We start from the raw sequence: 19,928 nt of genomic DNA, 5'->3' as shown, positions 1-19,928 counted from the left end.
TTATCTTTGTTAGATCCCTTACATTATTAACGGCTCAATTCTAAATTACTTTAGCTACTCTTCGCTAGAAATATCATAAGTTTTACTGATAGTTTGTGCTTGCTCTATCGCTATGTCACCTTGCCAGCGCGAATGTACCATTGATACAGCTAAAACATAACGATCATTGGGCAGTTCTTCACCCGTTAAATTGGTCGGATAATCGGATTCATAACTTTTACCCCACACCTGCTTATATCGTTCATCGACATAATCGTACAAACCTACGTCTAGCTTTGGTAATGGGCAGTATGGGTTCAGCAGTGCTTTTTTATCGATCAACCAAGAGTCTTTAGATGCCCAACGAACTTGTTGACGCATAACCACTTCACCAAGAATGACCCAAGTGCTCCAGGAGTTACCGCTATTTCCTTTTACAGTCAGGCGATAAAGTCCGGAATCAAGTTGAGACGCTAAGCTATAACGTTTGCTGTATACACTCACTGAAGTGTTATTGATTACAGGGTTACCTTTGGTGAACTCACTATCAGACGAAACGACCTTGTCGACCCACTTCTCAAAGGTGATGTCTTGGATGTTGCTTTCCGATTCAACGTCAATCGCCACACGGAATGTTTCCCTGCCTGGGCTTTGGATAATGTGTCTTTTCACGACGACCGAGCTTATCCAGTCCGGTAAAGTGTTTTTGGTGAGCGTTTTCCCACAATCTTTGTTCAATGCTTGCTCGAACAGCTGATTGAGATGATCTTCGCGAGATTGCGAAGCGTTGATTTGCCAAACTTCCACTAGTGAATCAAACATCAATGCTAAATCATTATCTAGCAGGTGCTTGTGCACTTGTGTCAGCGCATCACTGTCCTTAAACCAATCGGCTGCGTGTGCAGTATTGATGACGCTTGATAAAATGAGTAGTGGAAGTAAGGCTTTTTTCATTACGCTTTCATCTTGTAGCCAACGCCACGTAAGGTTTCAATTTCTAAACCTGGCAACTTCTGTCTTAGTTGCAGAACGTGCGTGTCTACAGTACGAGTTGTTGGGAAGTGGTTGTAACCCCAAACGTGGTCTAGTAGCTCATCACGAGTAAACACTCGACCAAGATTACTTGCCAAGAATAATAATAGATCAAATTCCGTACGCGTTAACGTGACTTCCAGTTCGTTAAAAAACACTTCACGTGTTGCTTTGTCAATTACAAGGTTTTGAGCCATTACTTTTGATGCATCTTGATCTTCAGCATCAGGTAGGCGTAGTTGTGCACGGATTCGAGCAAACAGTTCAGCTTCTGCAAATGGTTTCGTTAGGTAATCATTCGCACCTGAGTCTAGGCCGGCTACTTTGTCTTTTACTGTTACGAGAGCCGTTAGCAAAATAACTGGGATGTCTTTCTTTTTCTTCCAACCTGGAAGTGAATCTACTGAGTCACCATCAGGAAGTTGACGGTCTAGGATCACAAGATCCGCTTGTTCCCAATAGCCTTCAACTTCAGAGATCAGCTCGGCATGTAAACATTCATATCCAGCTTGCTCAAGGCTAACTAATAAACCGTCAGCTAAATTTTTATCGTCTTCAACGAGAAGCAATGTCTGTTTCACAAGGTATCTCCAAAATAAATGTTGTTGGGGGGCCGATAAGCGTCATGTGACCGCCCATTTTTCCGACCATAGATTCTACTATCGTCAGACCTAAACCGAGTCCACTCTTACTTACGAATGGCTTTCTTAGTTGCCCCCAATCTTTGCGAGACAAGTCTCCATTATCTATAACTTTGAATGTCAGCTTCTTGTCAGAAGTATTCAGTTCTAGTATCACTGGGGCAACACCGTATTTCACGGCATTTCTGATCAGGTTATCGATACACGTTCCTAACCAATATACGTTTACTTTTGCAGCAATATCTTTGTTTACGCGGAGTTCAATGCCCGGAGCAAAGTCTTCTTCAACTTTGTATTGAAGCCACTCTTCAACACTTGGCACCCACTCTGTTGCAAGCGGTTGGTTGTCTGATTGCAAATAGTCTTTACTTGCTTCTGCCAACTGCCTTAAACGGCGTGTATCTTCACACAACCTACGAAATTCATCATATACCGATTCTGGCAAGTGTTCGAACTCTCGCCTAAACCCTTCAACCGTCAATGACAAACTCGCAATCGGTGTTCTTAATTCATGCGTTAGAATTTGAAGAACCAGCATGCGGCTCTTCATCTCTTGTTTTTTACTGTTCCAACGGTAAACCGCCCACCCCAACACGAGTAGGATATTGGCAATCACCAAAATAAACATGGCGATCTGCAGAAGCTCTGAATGATCTTCTATTTCCCAACATACATTGCCGCGTTGGACAAAACAGCTGTTGCCTTCTGAGGACAAACTAAAGGCTAAACCCGCGAGCGTAGCGTTTTCGTTCCAAACTGATTCTTTATACAGGTAATATCTATCACCGCGCTTGACCCACATTTCATCAAGCTCAACAAACATACTCGCACCCGCTAGCAAAGCTGTTATGGCTTCATTGTCCATCTTCTGTAGACGAGACAGTAGTTCATCGTGTTCGGTGTTCGGTCGCTCTTGAATGTGCATGTAGCGCTTCAACGAGTCAAATTTCTCTGGGTATAACTCAACGTAGCGTGCGGCATATGAACCGCCACCGGGATGAATCAAACCACTTCGAGTAAACCAACGATCAGAAAGTTTAGTTCCTTTACACATTGCACGAGTAAAGACCAAAGGCTCTGTGATTAGAGGGCTTAAAGGCAACTTTCCGCTGCATGTTTTTGATAACCGGTATAAGCGTTGGATGTCTTTTAGTGGGTATTCAGCAGTTTGCGGCAGCATAGAGGACGGCATGATCAAGCGAGTCGGGTAATCAGCCTGAAGCAGTCGAATATCATAAGATTCAATTGCCATTTCATGATCAAAAAGTTTAGTGAAGTTATCGATACGCTCAGGTAAAGAGTCAGCAAACGCGTTCACTGAAACGGATAATGTAGCGATAAGCAGAGTAAATGTTCTTTTGATGATCACAAACCAACGCAAATTCATATAGATCAATCAAATATATACCATTCGTTATCAAAGATAAATTTATAACCGCATGAAAAACCGTGCTAATGACGAGTTATAGCGACAAATTCGATCATATTAGGGCTATGTTGCACAGCTGTACTCGCTAATCGTTTGAGTCGTTATAACTTCATTCAAATGAGTTTTACGGCCATCTATCGGACTGTGCTTATTGCTTATAGGCCATAGATTGCTGCTTATGGGTCATAGATTGTTGCTTTAGGATACAGCGACTTTCAGATGAACAAAAAAAAGGAGCTCTAATGAGCTCCTTATTTAGTTACGACTTAATGCTTTTGCTTAGAAAATACTTAAAAAGTGTTTCCTATAGATGCTCTAGAATACCGAGACAGCTCTGTTTCGCATCACCAAACAACATCTGCGTATTCTCTTTGAAGAACAGTGGGTTTTGCACACCTGCGTAACCTGTGTTCATCGAACGTTTGAATACGATAACGTTCTGAGCATTCCAAACTTCAAGTACTGGCATGCCAGCGATTGGGCTGTTTGGATCTTCAAGTGCTGCTGGGTTCACAGTGTCGTTTGCACCGATAACCAAAACAGTATCGGTCTCATTGAAGTCATCGTTGAGTTCATCCATTTCAAGAACGATATCGTAAGGTACTTTTGCTTCAGCAAGTAACACATTCATGTGACCCGGTAACCTACCAGCAACTGGGTGGATACCAAATCGAACATTGATGCCCTGCGCTCGTAGCTTCTCAGTGATTTCATGCACTGGATATTGAGCTTGAGCTACTGCCATGCCATATCCAGGAGTGATGATGACTGACTTTGAATTTTTCAGCATGTCAGCCACGTCTTCAGCTGATGTTTCGCGGTGTTCACCTTGCTCTTCATCACCATCAGACACAACCACATCTTGGCCGAATCCACCAGCAATAACGCTGATGAAAGAGCGATTCATCGCCTTACACATGATGTAAGAAAGAATTGCACCTGACGAACCAACCAATGCACCGGTTACGATAAGCAGATCGTTCGCAAGCATGAAACCTGCCGCTGCTGCTGCCCAACCAGAATATGAGTTCAGCATAGAGACAACCACTGGCATATCTGCGCCACCAATCGATGCCACTAGGTGGTAACCGAATGCGAATGCGATAAGAGTCATCACCATTAGCGCGAACATGCTGCCGTCCGCTTTAACGAACATAATCATCAGTAGTGTAGAAACTACGATCGCCGCTAGGTTCCACTTATGCTTATGAGGGATGTTCAATGCAGACGAAGAGATAACGCCGCGAAGCTTACCAAACGCAACAATAGAACCCGTGAACGTCACCGCACCGATAAACACGCCAAGGAACACTTCCACTAGGTGGATCACGTGCTCTGCATGAATATCAGCAGGGTTGATAGAAACGGTAGCAGGTGGGTCAATGTAACTGTTGTAACCTACAAGTACTGCTGCCATACCTACGAAGCTGTGCAGAATTGCCACCAGCTCAGGCATTTCAGTCATTTCTACTTTTCTTGCGTAGTGGATACCAATACCACCACCGATCACCATAGCAATGATGATCCATACAATACCTGCAGAATGTGGGCCAAAGATCGTCGCGATCAACGCGATTGCCATACCCGTGATACCGTAATAGTTACCTGCGCGCGCAGATTCCTGTTTCGACAACCCAGCCAAGCTCATAATAAAGAATACAGCAGCCACAATATAAGCTGCTTGTACTAATCCTTCAGACATCTGTCACTCCTTAGTCTTTACGGAACATTTCAAGCATACGTTTGGTTACGGTAAAGCCACCAAAGATATTGATACTTGCAATTAATACGGCAATAAATGATAAGAACGTGACAACGCCACTTCCTTGTCCTATCTGTAACAGTGCACCGACTACAATGATTCCTGAAATCGCGTTAGTTACGGACATCAAAGGCGTATGCAGAGAATGGCTTACATTCCAAACGACGTAATAACCCACCACACAAGCGAGTACAAAAACGGTAAAGTGAGATAAGAACGCAGCAGGAGCAACCGAAGCTACCCAAGCAAATGCACCTACAGCAACCGCCATGCCTGCCACTTTCTTAATTGGAGAAACCGGCTCTTCAACTTTTGGCTCTGGTTTAACCGCTTTGGGCTTAGCTTGTTGTGGTTGAGCTGAAACTTGAATTGGCGGTGCAGGCCAAGTGACTTCACCCTCTTTAACCACAGTAACACCGCGTAGCACAACATCTTCAAAGTCAATATTGATGTTGCCATCTTTCTCTTTGCAAAGCAGTTTCAGCAAGTTAACGAGGTTCGTTGCATACAGTTGAGATGATTGAGTCGGTAGTCGACCAACCATATCTGTGTAACCTACCACTTTCACGCCGTTAGCCGTTGTAATAACTTGATCCGCAACGGTATATTCACAGTTGCCGCCATTGGCTGCCGCAAGGTCAACAATCACACTACCAGCACTCATGCTGTCTACCATCTCTTTGGTAATCAGCTTAGGTGCCGGACGACCTGGGATCAGTGCCGTTGTAATGATGATATCGACATCTTTAGCTTGAGCTGCATACAGTTCTTCAGCTTTCTTATTGAATGCTTCAGACATCTCTTTTGCGTAGCCGTCGCCCGCGCTGGTATCTTCCTTGAAATCCACTTCCAAGAATTCAGCGCCCATAGACTCGACTTGCTCTTTTACTTCAGGACGAACATCGAACGAACGAACGATCGCACCCAAACTACCCGCAGCGCCAATTGCTGCTAGGCCAGCAACACCCGCACCAGCAACCAGTACCTTCGCTGGTGGAACTTTGCCTGCCGCCGTAATTTGACCTGTGAAGAATCGACCAAACTCATGCGCCGCCTCAACAACAGCACGGTAACCCGCGATGTTAGCCATAGAACTCAATGCATCTAACGCTTGAGCTCTTGAAATACGAGGTACAGAATCCATCGCCATCACGTTAATATTACGAGTGGACAATTGTTCCATTAATTCTGGGTTCTGAGCTGGCCAAATAAAGCTGACCAATGTTGCGCCATCTTTAAGAAGATCAATTTCATTTGTAGTTTCGTCAACGATCGGAGCGTTAACTTTAAAAATAATATCGGATTTCCAAGCTTCATCTGCGGTGACAATTTTTGCTCCAGCTTGTTCATAAACTGCATCTTCAAAACTTGCTAACGCACCTGCTTGTGATTCAACACAAACTTCAAATCCTAATTTTAGAAGCTGTTCTACCGATTTCGGCGAAGCAGCGACTCGCGTTTCACCTGCGAGTGTTTCTCTTGGTACACCAATTTGCATAGCTATTCCTTGACTATTGGCACAATGACTTATTCGTTTGTATCTAACGAGAACTAATACTTCAAGCGTTTTATTCAAAGAACAGGAAAAGTTATTACTTATAACGATTTGGATGGAATTGGAGCACTTCATTTGAAGAAATGACGCCTCTTTTGAGCCAAGAGGTCAAACCACTTGCAAATATTCCTTTAAATAACAACCTACTAGCTGTTCTTTGTTCCTAAAACTAAAAAGAGCTTTCAGCATATACACTGAAAGCTCTCTAAATTATGACCAACATCAATTCTAACCCTATTTGGTTAGCTAAAAATGCTATCGCCCATTTGGTCGATGAACATCTGCGATTTTTTAAGCATCAGTTCATCGGCATCTTGTTTGTTTGAAACAACATCTGAACGAATAAAACGATGGGTTTTGATTTCACCATCAAATTCTTTCTCGATTCGCCCAGCTACACGGTATTGACCAGATTCAGCAATGGCATCTTGATAGATATTGAAGCCTTTGTATTCGACTGGCTCAATTTCTACTTTTTGTTCGGTTTTTTCTTTGCCACTAAATAATCTAGAAAAGAATCCCACGTTTTTACTCCTTAAATGACCGCATTAACCGTAAACTATCATGACTGTTTACCGCTCAACAATGGCTTTTCATACCATTGTAATTCAACGTCATCATCAAAATTATGTTGACTAAAGATTACGGGTACATTGTCGTCACGCTCTCGTCTTCTGTCGTCAATGATCATACTTTCTGCATTTTTGACCGCGATCTCACTATTTCGTTTATACAGCACCAATTTATCCTCTGGCAATGCCGATAGAAAATCGACATCGAAGCGAATATAGATGGGTTTAAGCTGACCTAAAGCCAAACACGCAAGATCGGCTAACTGCTCGTTGGTATAGCCAGAAACATACTCTTCTGTAGCTAATACATTTCCCACCAAAGTTTCCATATAATTATGGACATCGACACTGATTTGCATAATACACCTCCATGTTGAGCGGTTATTTCTAGTTTAATCGTTGTTGCAGCTAATCATTGTTGTGACTAATAGCCGTTGTTGCTAACCGCTTCTGCAGCTAGTCGTATAACATCTGTTCATTGCTACTTAGGTAACCACCTAACTCTTAAGCACAAACCATCTTAATTTAGTTAAGTATCAATAACGGCTGTTTCATTTATCATATATACTGTTTAGCTCGTTCTTAGGTTAATAGCAACTGAAACACATATAAATTTAATTGTACAATTAGCGAGCTATGATCATGTTTTTGCTATAATTTAATGAAAAAGCTTGGCAATTGCTTGTTTACCCGTATCCTACGTATAAAATTAAAATATAAGATCATCATTATAGTTAGGCTCACCACATAAATGACATCTTCTTTCGTCACGTCGAGCATATTTCGATTTTGCTTTCCCTTACTTCTATTAGCAATATTACTTGCAGGTATGAACAACGTCATCCTAGTGACGGATTCAAACTTAGGGTTTGCTAGCAACCTCCCATACATTCTATTGAGCGTTGCGGTTTTGCTGTGCCACACATTTAAGCAAGGTCGTATGGCCATGGTGTCCTTAACCATGCTCGTCGCATACCTCATCATTCAAGTTCGTTTACAAACGCCACTCAACACAGGCACCACTCTATTAGAACTGTCTCTGTTAACCGCTTTAGTTCCTGTAACATGCTTACTGGTGTATGCCTTCCCAGATAACGGCGTTAACTCGAAATCCATGTTCCTATATGCTTTGGTTCTCGTTCTGTTTACGGTATGGGCACAATTAATTGTTTCTCACTTCCAGTCAGGCGGATTTGAGTCATGGAGCGAAGGTATCCTGTTTATCGTTAACGGATTCTCGAGGCTGCCTTTCGTTTTAGTGCTGTATAGCCTTTGTTTACTTGGCCTCACTTCGATTTTAGTTCTGGTATACAACCGCGCGATTGATGTTGTCGTATACAGCGCAATTTTACTTTCTACTAGTACATTCATATTTTTTGATGTGCAATACATCTCTAGTACGATGTTCTCGCTGTCTGGTACGTTATTCATTATCTATGTCGTCTCTGCTAGCCACGATATGGCCTTTAATGACCGTTTAACTAACATTCCAGGTAGACACGCACTAGAAGTGGATATGAAGCACTTAGGGCGAAAATACTCAATGGCGATGGTTGATATCGACCACTTCAAGAAATTTAACGATACCTACGGGCATGACATTGGCGACGATGTGTTGAAGTTGGTAGCACGTATATTGAGTGAAACAACCGGTGGTGCAAAAGCTTATCGCTATGGTGGTGAAGAGTTTACGATTATTTTTAAAGGCAAATACTCGGAACAGGTTAAAGAGCACCTTCAAGTTCTCATTTCGGAAGTACAAAACTACGATATGACGATTCGAAATAGCAACGATCGCCCTGACGACCATGAAGTCGGCATTAAAAAACGTGGTCAGAGCAACAAATCAACTGAAGTCGTAAACGTAACGGTGAGCATTGGGCTGTCTGATAGTAGAACCACTAAACAACCCGTAGAAGTCTTGAAACTTGCCGATAACGCACTGTACAAAGCAAAAGAAACTGGCCGAAACAAGCTGTGTGTCGATAGTTAAAGACGTTGAAAGTCTTGGAATGTAAAGCTCTGAACATCGTAATTTAACGGTGTGAACATCGAAAGCGTTGGTGCTTAGACTAGTCTTGGTTAAAGAAGATGACTAAGCTCCCTCCTTTCAAACTACTTCCGTAATTGATAGTAAACCCTATTCCTACATTGTCGACCCAGTCATTAAACAGATTTGGGTTAAGCAACCAACCTACACTACCTTCGTAGTAAGCTGTAGTGCCCATAGACGCGACAGTATCACCACCAATATCTATTCTTCTTATACTCGAATACATAGATGTGATGTTTTTGTCCCAACGAACTAAGTCATAGAAGATCTTAGCTTCATTTGCTATGTACCAACCTTCTGGGTGACCAATGTTACCGTTATTGGCTTCTCCCCAACCTATACCATTAAAGTAATGCCAACTGGTACTGAGTTTATATTTACCCCAGTCATTCTTATCTTCAAACATCAACTTTATCTTAGGCTCTATTATGTATGCCCAAGCATCCGTGTTCAGATAAAGACCATCCAGGCGACCTTGAATTGGTGCAAGCAACGAAGAACGATATTCAAAATCGTTTCGATAATAGGAAATATGGTTACCAATTGCAGAACTAAAACTCCAGTATTCGTTTAACTGGGATACGTTCGCATATTCAACGTAACCAGAAACCACAGACTCTTTTTGAAAGTCGCTTATCGTTGAACTGGCATATTGAACATCCTTCTCTATCCGCAACGCAGATAAACGAAGTGTTACTTCTTGATGGTTGTCTTCAATATAACTTGGCACTTCAAAGGTATAAGGAAGGCTGAGGGACGCGATATTTTGTCGGCGACTTACTGAGTCATTAGAGCCAATATCTTCATTGTCCAAACTAAAGACTTTGTTGGGATCAAAATTATTTATGCCAAAGGTAAACACATCCGTATCATTGAGCAAAACACTCGTTGCGAAGGTTTGTTCAATGTCTTTCCTGACCAGTTCAGAGAGTGAAGCTGCGTTAACAGCGGTTGGAGACACGGAAACAAACAGAGTTAATACAAGACCTTTGTTTGAGTTAGTCATGACGAATGACTTGGAATGCTGCATTTCTTTTATCACTTAAGTCACTTCCTGGCTTATAAGCTACTAGAAGTATAATTCAGGTTACTACCGAAGCTCGTCAACTATTGCTCAAGCTCCATAATATCGCGTTGTATGTAGGTATTTCTTCCGCTTTGCTTGGCCTGATACAGTGCTTGGTCAACCTTTTCGTAAATAGAAGCGATAGCCTCACCACCTTCAGGCACGAATGACAATACGCCTTGTGACGCTGTCACTCTGTCAGACACTGCTGAGTAGTCGTGGACGTAGTTCATTTGATGCAGTGCTTCTTTTACACGATTGGCCTGTAAATTAGCCCCTAAGCTATCGGTATCACTCAGAATGATGACGAACTCTTCACCGCCGTAACGTCCAACAAACTCTCCAGCTCGAACAAAGAGCTCTTTCAAAGTATTGGCAAGCCCTTGCAGGCACTTATCCCCTTGAATATGGCCATAGTTATCGTTGTAAGGCTTAAAGAAGTCAACATCGAGTAGTATGACGGTCATGGATATATTACGTCGTCCGTGCCACGCAATGATCTCTTCAAGCTTAGTATCCATATATCGTCGGTTGTACAATTTGGTTAGGCCGTCTTCGTTGGCTTGTTGTTGCAGTAAAATATTCAGTTCTTCGAGTTTGGCGGTACTCTGTTTTAACTCTCGTCTCATGTGCGCAATACGCTGCATCGCAATCAACTTAGAGTTCAAAACAACTTTGTTTACCGGTTTGATCAAATAATCATCGCCGCCGGCATCTATCGCTTTTGCGATCATTTCAGGCTCTTCATGACCGCTCAAAAAGATGATCGGAACCCATTCTGGGAATTGCCGACGAACTTCGTTAGCGACCTCAAAACCATCCATGTCTGGCATGCTGATATCCAATAACACGAGTTCAGGATCAAAATCAGAATAAACATTCAGGGCTTCTTTTCCGCTACCAACAGCTTCTACAACATGACCCAGTTGCTTGAGTCGAATAGCGAGTTGCATTCTATCCAGTTGAACGTCATCAACTAGCAATATGCGCATCGAAGATCCCTTTTCTATCATCACATCACCTTTATCTAGTGTTGAATATTCAAAGTAGCTCAAATTTGGGCTTAAATCATGCCCTAATCTTTATATTATATTGACTTTTTTACAGATCTTTTTAGCATTGTTTCTTTTTAAAGAGAAATACTATGTCAGACGCTACAAACAACGAAGTACAAGAAATCGATTTAACCACTATCTCACCAGAGCTTCGCCAAGTTATCGAATTTGATGAAGTGCCTAAAGAGATGCACAACATGGTTACTTCTATTCACGAAGTGTCTGAAGAAGCAGTGCGTGAAACTTGGAGCAGCCTTCCAGCAAGCGCACAAAATGTTTTGGACAACTTTGAGCAATTCCACGCTCTAATCTCTGTTAGCCAAGCTTTCGCTGGCGTAAACATGATGGAGGAGTTCCCTACTCTTAAACTTCCAGAAGGCATGACTGATGAAGAAAAAGAAGAGTACCGAGCTCAACTGCTTGACCAAATTTTACATAACTGTGTAAAAGACATGGCTAAGCAAATCAAGAAAGCGCGCCGTGATGCTATCTTGAAGCGTGATTTCAAAGAAGTTTTCATCCGCTAAGCTATTCAGAGCACCTAAATTTAGGTTGAATGCTTAAGGAAAACTTAATGATTAAGCCGTATGTTATTTAAAACATGCGGCTTTTTTGTACCAGCAGCTTTTTCTATACGTTCTTTTTCTGCTCGCTTCTTCTATTATTCGAATGTAACGTCTGGGTTCTTGTTAGTGCAGGGATTCTCATTGTGGCTCTTAGAATTCTAACTTTTCTCATCGCACGAAAGTATACATACACACTCATATAGTATGACGCAGAACTGGCAGTTATACCGTATAAAAATGACGCATGTAGTCATTTATGGAATCAAGATCGAGTCACAGAATCAAGTTCGAGTTTTACCCGTTCTAAAATGAAACCAGAAACCAAGTACGTCGTGGGGCCTTAATGTATTACCGCTAGATCTGAATATCTTATCGCATGAGCTTGCTGCATGAGCTTGCTGCATGAACTTAGTGCATAAGTTTAGTGCGTTATCGCAATATCTCTTTGCGCGACACTCACGCCTTTAATTTGTGCGTAGACACGTTGCCCAATTTCTAAATTCAGCTCATCCAGCGCCCACAATGTAATGGTTGCCCATAGGTAGCATCCGGCCTCAAGTTCTAACTCGACAGCGACACTCTGCTTATTCGAGCCTTGCTGGTGCGTCTCTACCCTTTTAATAGTGACAGGAAGGATATTACGTATCGAAGTGCCTTGCGGCTGCTGTAGCGTGATAGAGACATCATTTGCCCTCACTTGCAGCCTTACCGTAGTGCCAAGCTCGCTCGACACCTTTTGAACCCAAAGTGACGTTGATTTACCTAACGTTAGACGTGACAACGCATAATCATCATTATGTTCCGCTAATGTCGCTTCAAACAACGAACTTTGCTCTGAAAAAGATTGCCACGGTTGCATGGCTCTCGATGCCCATACCTCTTCCGTCATCCCCGATGAAATAACTGTGCCTTGCTCAATGATCACAAGGTGATTTGCCAAGCGTAATATTTCATTGAGGCTATGAGTGACATAGATAATCGGTATTTGAACGGTTTCAGATAAGTTTTCAAGAAACGGCATTACTTCACGCTTACGAGGTAAGTCCAGAGACGCCAATGGCTCATCCATCAATAGAATGCTGGGCTTAGACAACAGTGCGCGGCCAATCGCAACACGTTGCTTCTCACCGCCAGACAGACGGGCTGGATAGCGATCAAGCAGCGAGCCCAACGATAGCAACGAGACTATTTGCTCAAAGTGCGCTTTGTCAGCACCTTTCATGCCGTACTTAAGATTCGCCGCGACTTTCATGTGTGGGAACAATCGCGATTCTTGGAATACATAGCCGACGTTGCGTTTGTGCGTTGGTAAGTTGATGCCATTTTCACTATCGAACAGAATGGTTCCAGATACGCTGATCAAGCCACTATCTGGTTGTTTGAGACCACTAATGGCATTGATAAGTGAAGTTTTACCTGCACCAGAACGACCGAAAATTGCCGTAATACCAGTACTTGGCAATTCTAAGTCAATATCAAAAAACGTTTCACCAAGCTGTTGCTGATATTGGAGGACTAAAGCGCTCATGCGACTCATGCGTTGCCCCCCAAACGTTTTGCTGACTTTTTGTTGAGCCATTCAGAAAGCATCAGTGAACTCAGTGCGATCACAATAGAAATGACACACAAACGTGCGGCTTCCATTTCTGCTCCTGGGGTTTCAATAAAGGTATACATGGCTAAAGGGATGGTTTGAGTTTCACCGGGAATATTTGAAACGAAGCTGATGGTCGCACCAAATTCACCCAGACTTCTTGCGAATGAAAGCATGGTGCCAGTAATGATCCCTGGGATCATCAGCGGTAATGTAATAGTGAAGAACACACGAAGAGGTGAAGCGCCCAATGTAGCTGCGGCCTCTTCAAGTTTACTGTCTACGGTTTCTAAGCTCAGTCGTATAGAACGTACCATCAGAGGCAACGCTACGACCACACACGCTAGAGCAGCGCCCTTCCAACTAAAGCTGAATACAATACCAAACACGTCATTAAGCCAAGAGCCAATAACGCCTTGTCTGCCCATCATCACTAGCAACAAATAACCGATAACCACGGGTGGAAGCACCAAAGGCAAATGGACAATACTTTCTACAATGCTTTTGCCCACAAATTGTTTCTTAGCAAGTAACCATGCCAAGCCGATGCTGATTGGAATAAGCCACAAGATGGCAAAACCAGCGACTTTCAAGCTCAGCATTAAGGCTTGGTATTCGTATTCCGATAGATACATCATTTAACGCACTTCAAATCCAAAACTGTTCAAGGTGTCCTTCGCTTTTTCGCTCTTTAGGAAAGTATAGAACTGTTCTGCGACGACTTTATCGCTCAATTTCGCTACAGGGTAACGTATTGACGTATGTAAATCTGATGGGAACGTCGACACTAGGTTCACTTCTTTAGATAGCAATGCATCTGTTTTGTAAACAATGCCAAGCTTAGCTTCACTACGCTCTACCAAAGCCAATGCCATACGTACATTGTTACTTGGTGCCAATCGAGTCTTCACATCGTCCCATACACCTAACGTTTCTAGCGCTTCTTTCGCATAGATACCCGCAGGAACCGACATGGTGTTGCCAACTGCAAGTCTTTCATTCATTAGAAGTTTAGCCCATTGGTCACCGCTTGAGAGGTCCAAAGATATTGGCGTCTCTTTCGGGGAAATTAACACGAGTTCGTTTTCGCACAAGTTTGTGACATTGTCACTAGCAACCAATTGGCGATCGACTAAATGCGTCATCCATTTTTCGTTTGCCGAGATAAAAATGTCTGCTGGCGCACCTCGTTCAATTTGGCGTACCAAAGACGACGTGCTCGCATACACTGGAATAACATCGACAGAATGATCTTTCTCAAACTCTTCAACCAACAAGTTAACCGCGTTCGTCATCGACGATGCAGCATAAACTCGTAGTTTTTCAGCAGCCAAAAGATGAGTAGAACTCAGTGCTGAAACTAAGACGATAGTTAAAAGGATGACTCGTTTTTTCATTATTCTCATTTAATCTATTGTTCGTTTAAATTCTTGAGCTAACTTCTAAGTTGCGGCCTAAGCTGTTAATTCAGGCCAAAGCAGGTCAAGGTTCAAGTGATCTTCGATGGCATCAGCGATTCGATTGATACCCAACTCTTTAAGCTGTTCATGGTCAATCGCTGTCACATCATTGGCGCCTGCCCATTCGCAAATAAGCGACAATGCATCACTGTTATCGAATACGCCATGCAGGTAAGTACCAAAAATTGAGTTATCTTGATTCACAGCACCATCAACACTGCCAGATTCTAACTGAACCGGTAATACCGTTTCATTGACATCAGTCCTACCTACGTGGATTTCATACCCTTTTACTTGTGCAGTTTTGCCATCAAGTGTCATGGTTCCACACACATTGGTTAAAGTTTTCTGCTGTGTTAGTGTCGTTTCAGTATCAAGATACCCCAACCCTTCACTGCTTCCAGGTTTCCCTTCAACGCCATCTGGGTCGTGGATGATATTCCCTAGCATCTGATAACCGCCACAAATACCCATCACTTTCCCGCCCAAGCGAAGATGACGCTGAATATCTTTATCCCAACCTTGCTGTTTTAGGTATTCCAAATCGGCTCTTACCGATTTTGTTCCCGGCAATACAATCAAATCAGCGTTGTTCAGGCGCTCGCCTTTGCCTACGTAACGTAAATCAATCGACGGGTTAAGTCGCAGAGCGTCAAAGTCTGTATGGTTACTGATTCGAGTTAGTACTGGCACCACAACCTTGAGTTTAGCTTCTCCATTAGACTCTTGGGCTGAGGTAATGGCATCTTCCGCTTCTAAGTTAAAACCATGCAGATAAGGCAAAACCCCTATCACAGGCTTACCTGTTTTCTCTTCTAGCCAATCTAAACCAGATTGAAGTAACGCAATATCGCCTCTAAAACGGTTTATCACAAAGCCTTTTACGCGCGCTTGTTCAGATTCAGATAATAGAGCTAATGTGCCGTAGAGGTGTGCAAAAACGCCGCCACGATCAATATCAGCAACGATGATCACTGGGATGTCTGCCTTTTCAGCAAAGCCCATGTTCGCGATATCGTTTTCTCGAAGATTGATCTCTGCGGGACTGCCCGCACCTTCAATCATCACGCTTTGGTATTCTTCGGAAAGTCGATCAAACGAATCAATAACCGAATTCATCGCAACTTTCTTGTAGTCGTGATATCCGGTCGCTTCCATATTCGTCAGTGCTCTTCCTTGTAGAATCACTTGCGCACCCGTATCTGAATTGGGTTTTAGCAATACAGGGTTCATATGAACTGTAGGCTCAATATTACAAGCTTGTGCCTGAACCGCTTGAGCACGACCAATTTCGCCACCATCTTTTGTCACTGCGCTATTTAGCGCCATATTTTGTGGCTTAAAAGGTGCCACTTTGATGCCTTTCCTTGCCAAAACACGGCATAAACCTGCCACCAAAACACTTTTTCCGGCATCTGACGTTGTCCCTTGAACCATAAGGGCGTTTAACGGTGATCGCATCTGTACTTAAATCCTTTATTTCTTAATTTTCAATTTATAGCTGTGGGCAATATTTCTCTGCCCCCATCTTAACGTCATTGTCGTGTAGATGCTCAATAAAATGAATGGAAAATGAATGTGTTACTCACTCTGGATTCAACCCCAGTGTTGTTTAATAGCTCCATCGAAACGAAGCTTACAAACAAAATAAGCACACTAACGAAAAGAAACGTTTCAAATTCAGAAAAACGTTTCTACTAAAAACAACATTAAGGGATTCACCATGAAAAAAACTGTATTAGCTATCGCATCTACTATTATCCTCGCTCCTACTTTCGCAATGGCTAGTGACCATCACAGCGACAGTAATCACAACAATAGCGACAGTAACCACAAGCATCAGAGCGCTATTGCGTACACGGGACCGATTGAAACCGTTTCAGTTGCGACTCTACTAGCAGACACCAGCATGTTCGCAGAGCAAGAGGCAATCGTAGATGGCAAGATTGTTCGTCAACTAAAGAACGATACGTTCGTATTCTCTGATGGTCAGAGTGAAATTCAAATCGAACTGGATGACGATATCCTTCTAGCGCAACCGCTCACCGCAGATACAAAAGTTCGTATATTTGGCGAATACGAAGGTGGTAAAACGCCAGAGATCGAAGTAGATCATATTCAAGTTTTGTAAGATACGATCTCCGTACCGTCGACTTCTAAGACATGATTTATAACAAATGGCCTGCATATTGCAGGCTTTTTTGCATTATAATGCCGAAAAATATAATTAATATGGAGTCACCATGCTAGGTAGCGCAAACAAGACGGTCCTTTTGGGGTTGGTTACACTGTGTTCATTCTCTGCGTATGCAAACAACTTTAACTACAATACATTTGAGCTGCGCACAGGTATTAGCCCTAGTACATTTGGTGGCGAAGTCACAACAATGTTCACTCAAAACTCACACTTTGTTGCTCGAATCGATTCTGAATTTGAAGGGGATTGGGATGCGGCTGTAGGTATGGGGTTCAACGGCCCAATTAATCAGTTGGCTGATATTACTGGACAGATGTTACTGCACAACATCGAACGTAATGATGGTAACCACATTAAAACTGAAATCAATATTGGTTTAAGAGCTTGGTTGCTGGCAAACATTGAAGTTAACGCCCGCCTTGGTCAACTCGTCGACAGCGACGACACGAGTTCAATTGTCGGTGTAGGGGCTCGCTTCCACTCAACAGAACAGCTTTCAGTAGGTATTGACCTTCGAAATAACGGTACTTACGGCCACCAATTCTTAATGTCAGCTCGATTTGGCTTTTAAGTCTATTCAACACTTATGATCCATCAGTGAGCAAATGTTAAATTCGATTGTTTAAACGGTAACTTAAAGGCTAATAGTCTCGTGACCTATTGGCCTTAATGTCTGATTTTGCAACTAAAAACTAAACATTTAGCTTAAAATCCTCGAAAATCACCCTTTCTCGTCACTTCCGTTTATAACTCATTTTTATACTATTCATTTATTGATAAAAATCAGTAATAAAATATCTTTACGGTAATACGGCGTACTGCTACTCTCTTCCAAATTTCTAATAGAGTGAAGTACCGTAAATGGGTGTTAGCAATATTTCAATCAAGAACAAATTAACATTGATGTTTGTTGTCATTATTTTCGCAATGACTATGATTCAGACTTATGTAACAGGTAAGCAACTTCTTAACGAAACCTATCGTTCCATTCAGCAATATTCAAATACACTAACTGATACAACGGTATCGGGTATAGAAAAATGGATTGAAGGCCGAATTAACGTTGTAAATGCAGCGAAAAATTCATTTACTTTTACCGATGACCCAACCAGCTATTTAACTCAAAGTACAAGTGCCGGTAAGTTTCAAATTGCCTACGCAGGGCTTTCTGACGGTCGCTTTCTTCTAGGTGGTGATTTGCCAGTACCGCAAGACTACGACCCACGTACTCGAGATTGGTACAAAGCGCCTATGGCGGCAGGTCAAACAGTCGTCACTGAACCCTATGTTGATGTAGCTACGAATGACCTAGTGGTAACAATTGCAAGCCCATTCAATACCAACGGTTTCTCTGGTGTTATTGGTGCAGACCTGAACTTAAACACCCTCATTAATGATATTGTAAGTATCGAGCAACCTGGTGTTTACGCTTTTCTTGTCGATGGTAAAGGTAACATTGTTGCCCATAGAGACCGTGGCCTAACGCTAAAGCCTGTTTCTAATATTTCAAACAACCTTTCTGCTCAGAAAATCAAATCACTTGCGCAAAATCCAGAATTTGAAGAGTTAACCATTAAAGGTACCGACTCCCTTCTTTCTGCTCAGAAAGTTCCTCATACAGACTGGTACTTCACTGTTGTTATAGATAAAGATCACTCTTTTGCTTCTTACTATTCATTAGTTCGTCAGTCGGTAATATTTGGTCTAATACAACTTGCTGTAATCGCATTTGTTGCGATGTTTATCATCAAGAAAGCACTATCGCCATTAACGACACTAAGCTCGGCAATGGAAGCATTGTCCAAAGGTGACGGCGACTTAACACAGCGTATGACTGTTCATAGTAAAGACGAGATTGGCACTCTAGCGCATCACGTCAACGCATTCATAGCAAAACTTCAAGAGATAGTGCGTGATATTGCGGGCTCTTCAAACCAGCTTAATCAGCAATCTGAAATTAGTACCAATGTCGCTCGTCAAACAAGTGAAGGTCTATCAGTCCAACTTCACGAAATTTCTCAGATTGCCACAGCCGTACATGAAATGTCGGCAACAGCAGAAGAAGTAGCAAACAACGCGCAAATGACGGCTGATTCAGCGATCAGTTCAACAGAGAATTGTGAACAAGGTAAGCAAGTCATCATCCGCAACCAAGATTCGATCACTAGCCTTGCTCAACAAGTTGAGAACGCTTCAGGAATCATTCAAGAAGTTGAGAAAAATGCGTTAGACATCAACACTATTCTATCAACCATTTCTGATATTGCAGAACAAACTAACCTACTTGCCTTAAACGCAGCGATTGAAGCGGCACGTGCGGGTGAGCAAGGTCGCGGTTTTGCGGTTGTGGCAGATGAAGTTCGTGTTCTTTCTCAACGTACTCACAGCTCTACAGACGAGATTCGCGAAATGATCGAGACTCTTCAGAAAAACAGCGTCAGTGCGGTTGAATCAATGCAACGTAGCCAAGACTTGGCGCAATCAAGTGTCGATGATGCAAACAATGCGACGATTGCACTGGAAGAGATCGCGACATCGATTCAACAGATCTCAGAGATGGCTTCACATATCTCGAATGCTGCTTCTGAGCAAAGATCGGTTACTGGTGAAGTCAGTAAGAATATTCAGTTGGTTAATGATGTATCAGAAAACATGTCTACTGAGGCTGATAACTCTCGTCACTTGTCTGAAGAGTTGCGCGGTATTGCTCAACAGTTGAATACTCAAGTTCAATTGTTTAAATACTAGACGTACGGATAATTCGTTCTAGCTCTTGAGCGCGGTTAAACAATGTTGTTTAACCGCGTTTAAAATTAGAACCAACATCAGAACGACAAAAAGCCCCCGACCACTATTGTGTTCGGGGGCTTTCTTATTCTCATTGCTTTCTTATTATAGTTAGCAAATAAACAGTTAGCTGCTAGCCGTTTACCTAATTACTAATGCAACTATAGGTCAACCAATACA

At 42.5% G+C, this 19,928-nt stretch carries 18 protein-coding genes; 5 read left to right on the top strand and 13 right to left on the bottom strand.

Annotated features, from left to right (window positions below):
• Positions 1-54 precede the first annotated feature (54 nt).
• The 7 genes from AB4180_RS20080 to AB4180_RS20050 all read right to left on the bottom strand — a co-directional run bounded on the left by AB4180_RS20080 (position 55) and on the right by AB4180_RS20050 (position 7,329).
• The gene (locus AB4180_RS20080) at positions 55-933 is read right to left on the bottom strand and encodes a DUF2861 family protein (protein ID WP_017098137.1); all 879 of its coding nucleotides are present in this window, start codon (positions 931-933) and stop codon (positions 55-57) included.
• On the bottom strand, positions 933-1,592 hold the full coding sequence (gene vxrB / locus AB4180_RS20075) for a response regulator transcription factor VxrB (RefSeq protein WP_009845363.1): 660 nt from the start codon (positions 1,590-1,592) through the stop codon (positions 933-935). Before vxrB ends, AB4180_RS20080 begins: the two co-directional genes overlap by 1 nt.
• Positions 1,567-3,039 (bottom strand): sensor histidine kinase VxrA, encoded by a 1,473-nt coding sequence (gene vxrA, locus AB4180_RS20070; protein ID WP_017101861.1) that lies wholly within the window; start codon positions 3,037-3,039, stop codon positions 1,567-1,569. Before vxrA ends, vxrB begins: the two co-directional genes overlap by 26 nt.
• A 346-nt stretch (positions 3,040-3,385) precedes the next feature.
• Complete coding sequence (pntB, locus tag AB4180_RS20065) at positions 3,386-4,783, bottom strand: Re/Si-specific NAD(P)(+) transhydrogenase subunit beta (RefSeq protein WP_009845361.1); 1,398 nt, start codon at positions 4,781-4,783, stop codon at positions 3,386-3,388.
• Between the two features lie 10 nt (positions 4,784-4,793).
• Complete coding sequence (gene pntA, locus AB4180_RS20060) at positions 4,794-6,341, bottom strand: Re/Si-specific NAD(P)(+) transhydrogenase subunit alpha (RefSeq protein WP_017101862.1); 1,548 nt, start codon at positions 6,339-6,341, stop codon at positions 4,794-4,796.
• A 299-nt stretch (positions 6,342-6,640) separates the two neighbouring features.
• Complete coding sequence (locus AB4180_RS20055; RefSeq protein ID WP_012600627.1) at positions 6,641-6,922, bottom strand: HlyU family transcriptional regulator; 282 nt, start codon at positions 6,920-6,922, stop codon at positions 6,641-6,643.
• A gap of 38 nt (positions 6,923-6,960) precedes the next feature.
• Entirely contained in the window at positions 6,961-7,329 is a 369-nt protein-coding gene (locus AB4180_RS20050) for a late competence development ComFB family protein (protein ID WP_009845358.1), read from the bottom strand.
• Between the two features lie 392 nt (positions 7,330-7,721).
• Between AB4180_RS20050 and AB4180_RS20045 the strand changes: the two genes are divergently transcribed.
• Positions 7,722-8,963 (top strand): GGDEF domain-containing protein, encoded by a 1,242-nt coding sequence (locus AB4180_RS20045; RefSeq protein WP_012600626.1) that lies wholly within the window; start codon positions 7,722-7,724, stop codon positions 8,961-8,963.
• A gap of 79 nt (positions 8,964-9,042) precedes the next feature.
• Here the strand turns inward: AB4180_RS20045 and AB4180_RS20040 are convergent, their stop codons facing one another.
• A complete protein-coding gene (locus tag AB4180_RS20040; protein ID WP_371694879.1) occupies positions 9,043-10,029 on the bottom strand; it encodes a Solitary outer membrane autotransporter beta-barrel domain in 987 nt (328 codons plus the stop codon).
• A gap of 101 nt (positions 10,030-10,130) precedes the next feature.
• Entirely contained in the window at positions 10,131-11,081 is a 951-nt protein-coding gene (locus tag AB4180_RS20035; RefSeq protein ID WP_102249592.1) for a diguanylate cyclase, read from the bottom strand.
• Between the two features lie 152 nt (positions 11,082-11,233).
• On the opposite strand from AB4180_RS20035, the gene AB4180_RS20030 reads away from it, so the two are divergent.
• A complete protein-coding gene (locus AB4180_RS20030) occupies positions 11,234-11,671 on the top strand; it encodes a DUF3069 domain-containing protein (RefSeq protein WP_017098271.1) in 438 nt (145 codons plus the stop codon).
• A 460-nt stretch (positions 11,672-12,131) separates the two neighbouring features.
• Here AB4180_RS20030 and modC read toward each other — a convergent pair whose 3' ends face one another.
• Genes modC through AB4180_RS20010 form a run of 4 tightly spaced genes read right to left on the bottom strand, consistent with a single transcriptional unit; the run spans position 12,132 to position 16,225 of the window.
• On the bottom strand, positions 12,132-13,238 hold the full coding sequence (gene modC, locus AB4180_RS20025; RefSeq protein ID WP_102249628.1) for a molybdenum ABC transporter ATP-binding protein ModC: 1,107 nt from the start codon (positions 13,236-13,238) through the stop codon (positions 12,132-12,134).
• Positions 13,239-13,243: 5 nt separating this feature from the next.
• Complete coding sequence (gene modB / locus AB4180_RS20020) at positions 13,244-13,942, bottom strand: molybdate ABC transporter permease subunit (protein ID WP_102249593.1); 699 nt, start codon at positions 13,940-13,942, stop codon at positions 13,244-13,246.
• Positions 13,943-14,701, bottom strand: coding sequence for a molybdate ABC transporter substrate-binding protein (gene modA, locus AB4180_RS20015; RefSeq protein ID WP_017102125.1), 759 nt, complete (start codon positions 14,699-14,701; stop codon positions 13,943-13,945).
• Between the two features lie 57 nt (positions 14,702-14,758).
• Positions 14,759-16,225 carry a cobyric acid synthase gene (locus tag AB4180_RS20010; protein ID WP_102249594.1) on the bottom strand — a complete coding sequence of 489 codons (1,467 nt, stop codon included), beginning with the start codon at positions 16,223-16,225 and terminating at the stop codon, positions 14,759-14,761.
• Between the two features lie 262 nt (positions 16,226-16,487).
• Here AB4180_RS20010 and AB4180_RS20005 point away from each other — a divergent pair, with 262 nt between their 5' ends.
• From AB4180_RS20005 to AB4180_RS19995, 3 genes are all read left to right on the top strand, one after another.
• Entirely contained in the window at positions 16,488-16,895 is a 408-nt protein-coding gene (locus AB4180_RS20005; protein ID WP_102249595.1) for a YgiW/YdeI family stress tolerance OB fold protein, read from the top strand.
• A 112-nt stretch (positions 16,896-17,007) separates the two neighbouring features.
• On the top strand, positions 17,008-17,532 hold the full coding sequence (locus AB4180_RS20000) for a hypothetical protein (RefSeq protein WP_009845348.1): 525 nt from the start codon (positions 17,008-17,010) through the stop codon (positions 17,530-17,532).
• 290 nt (positions 17,533-17,822) lie between these two features.
• The gene (locus tag AB4180_RS19995) at positions 17,823-19,709 is read left to right on the top strand and encodes a methyl-accepting chemotaxis protein (protein WP_017101870.1); all 1,887 of its coding nucleotides are present in this window, start codon (positions 17,823-17,825) and stop codon (positions 19,707-19,709) included.
• Positions 19,710-19,928 lie beyond the last annotated feature (219 nt).

It is taken from the genome of Vibrio sp. 10N.286.49.C3 (genome assembly GCF_041469545.1).
GTDB classification, from domain to species: Bacteria; Pseudomonadota; Gammaproteobacteria; order Enterobacterales; family Vibrionaceae; genus Vibrio; species Vibrio tasmaniensis_A.
Note: the sequence above shows the minus strand (reverse complement) of the source record. Positions and strands in the feature narration are given on the sequence as shown.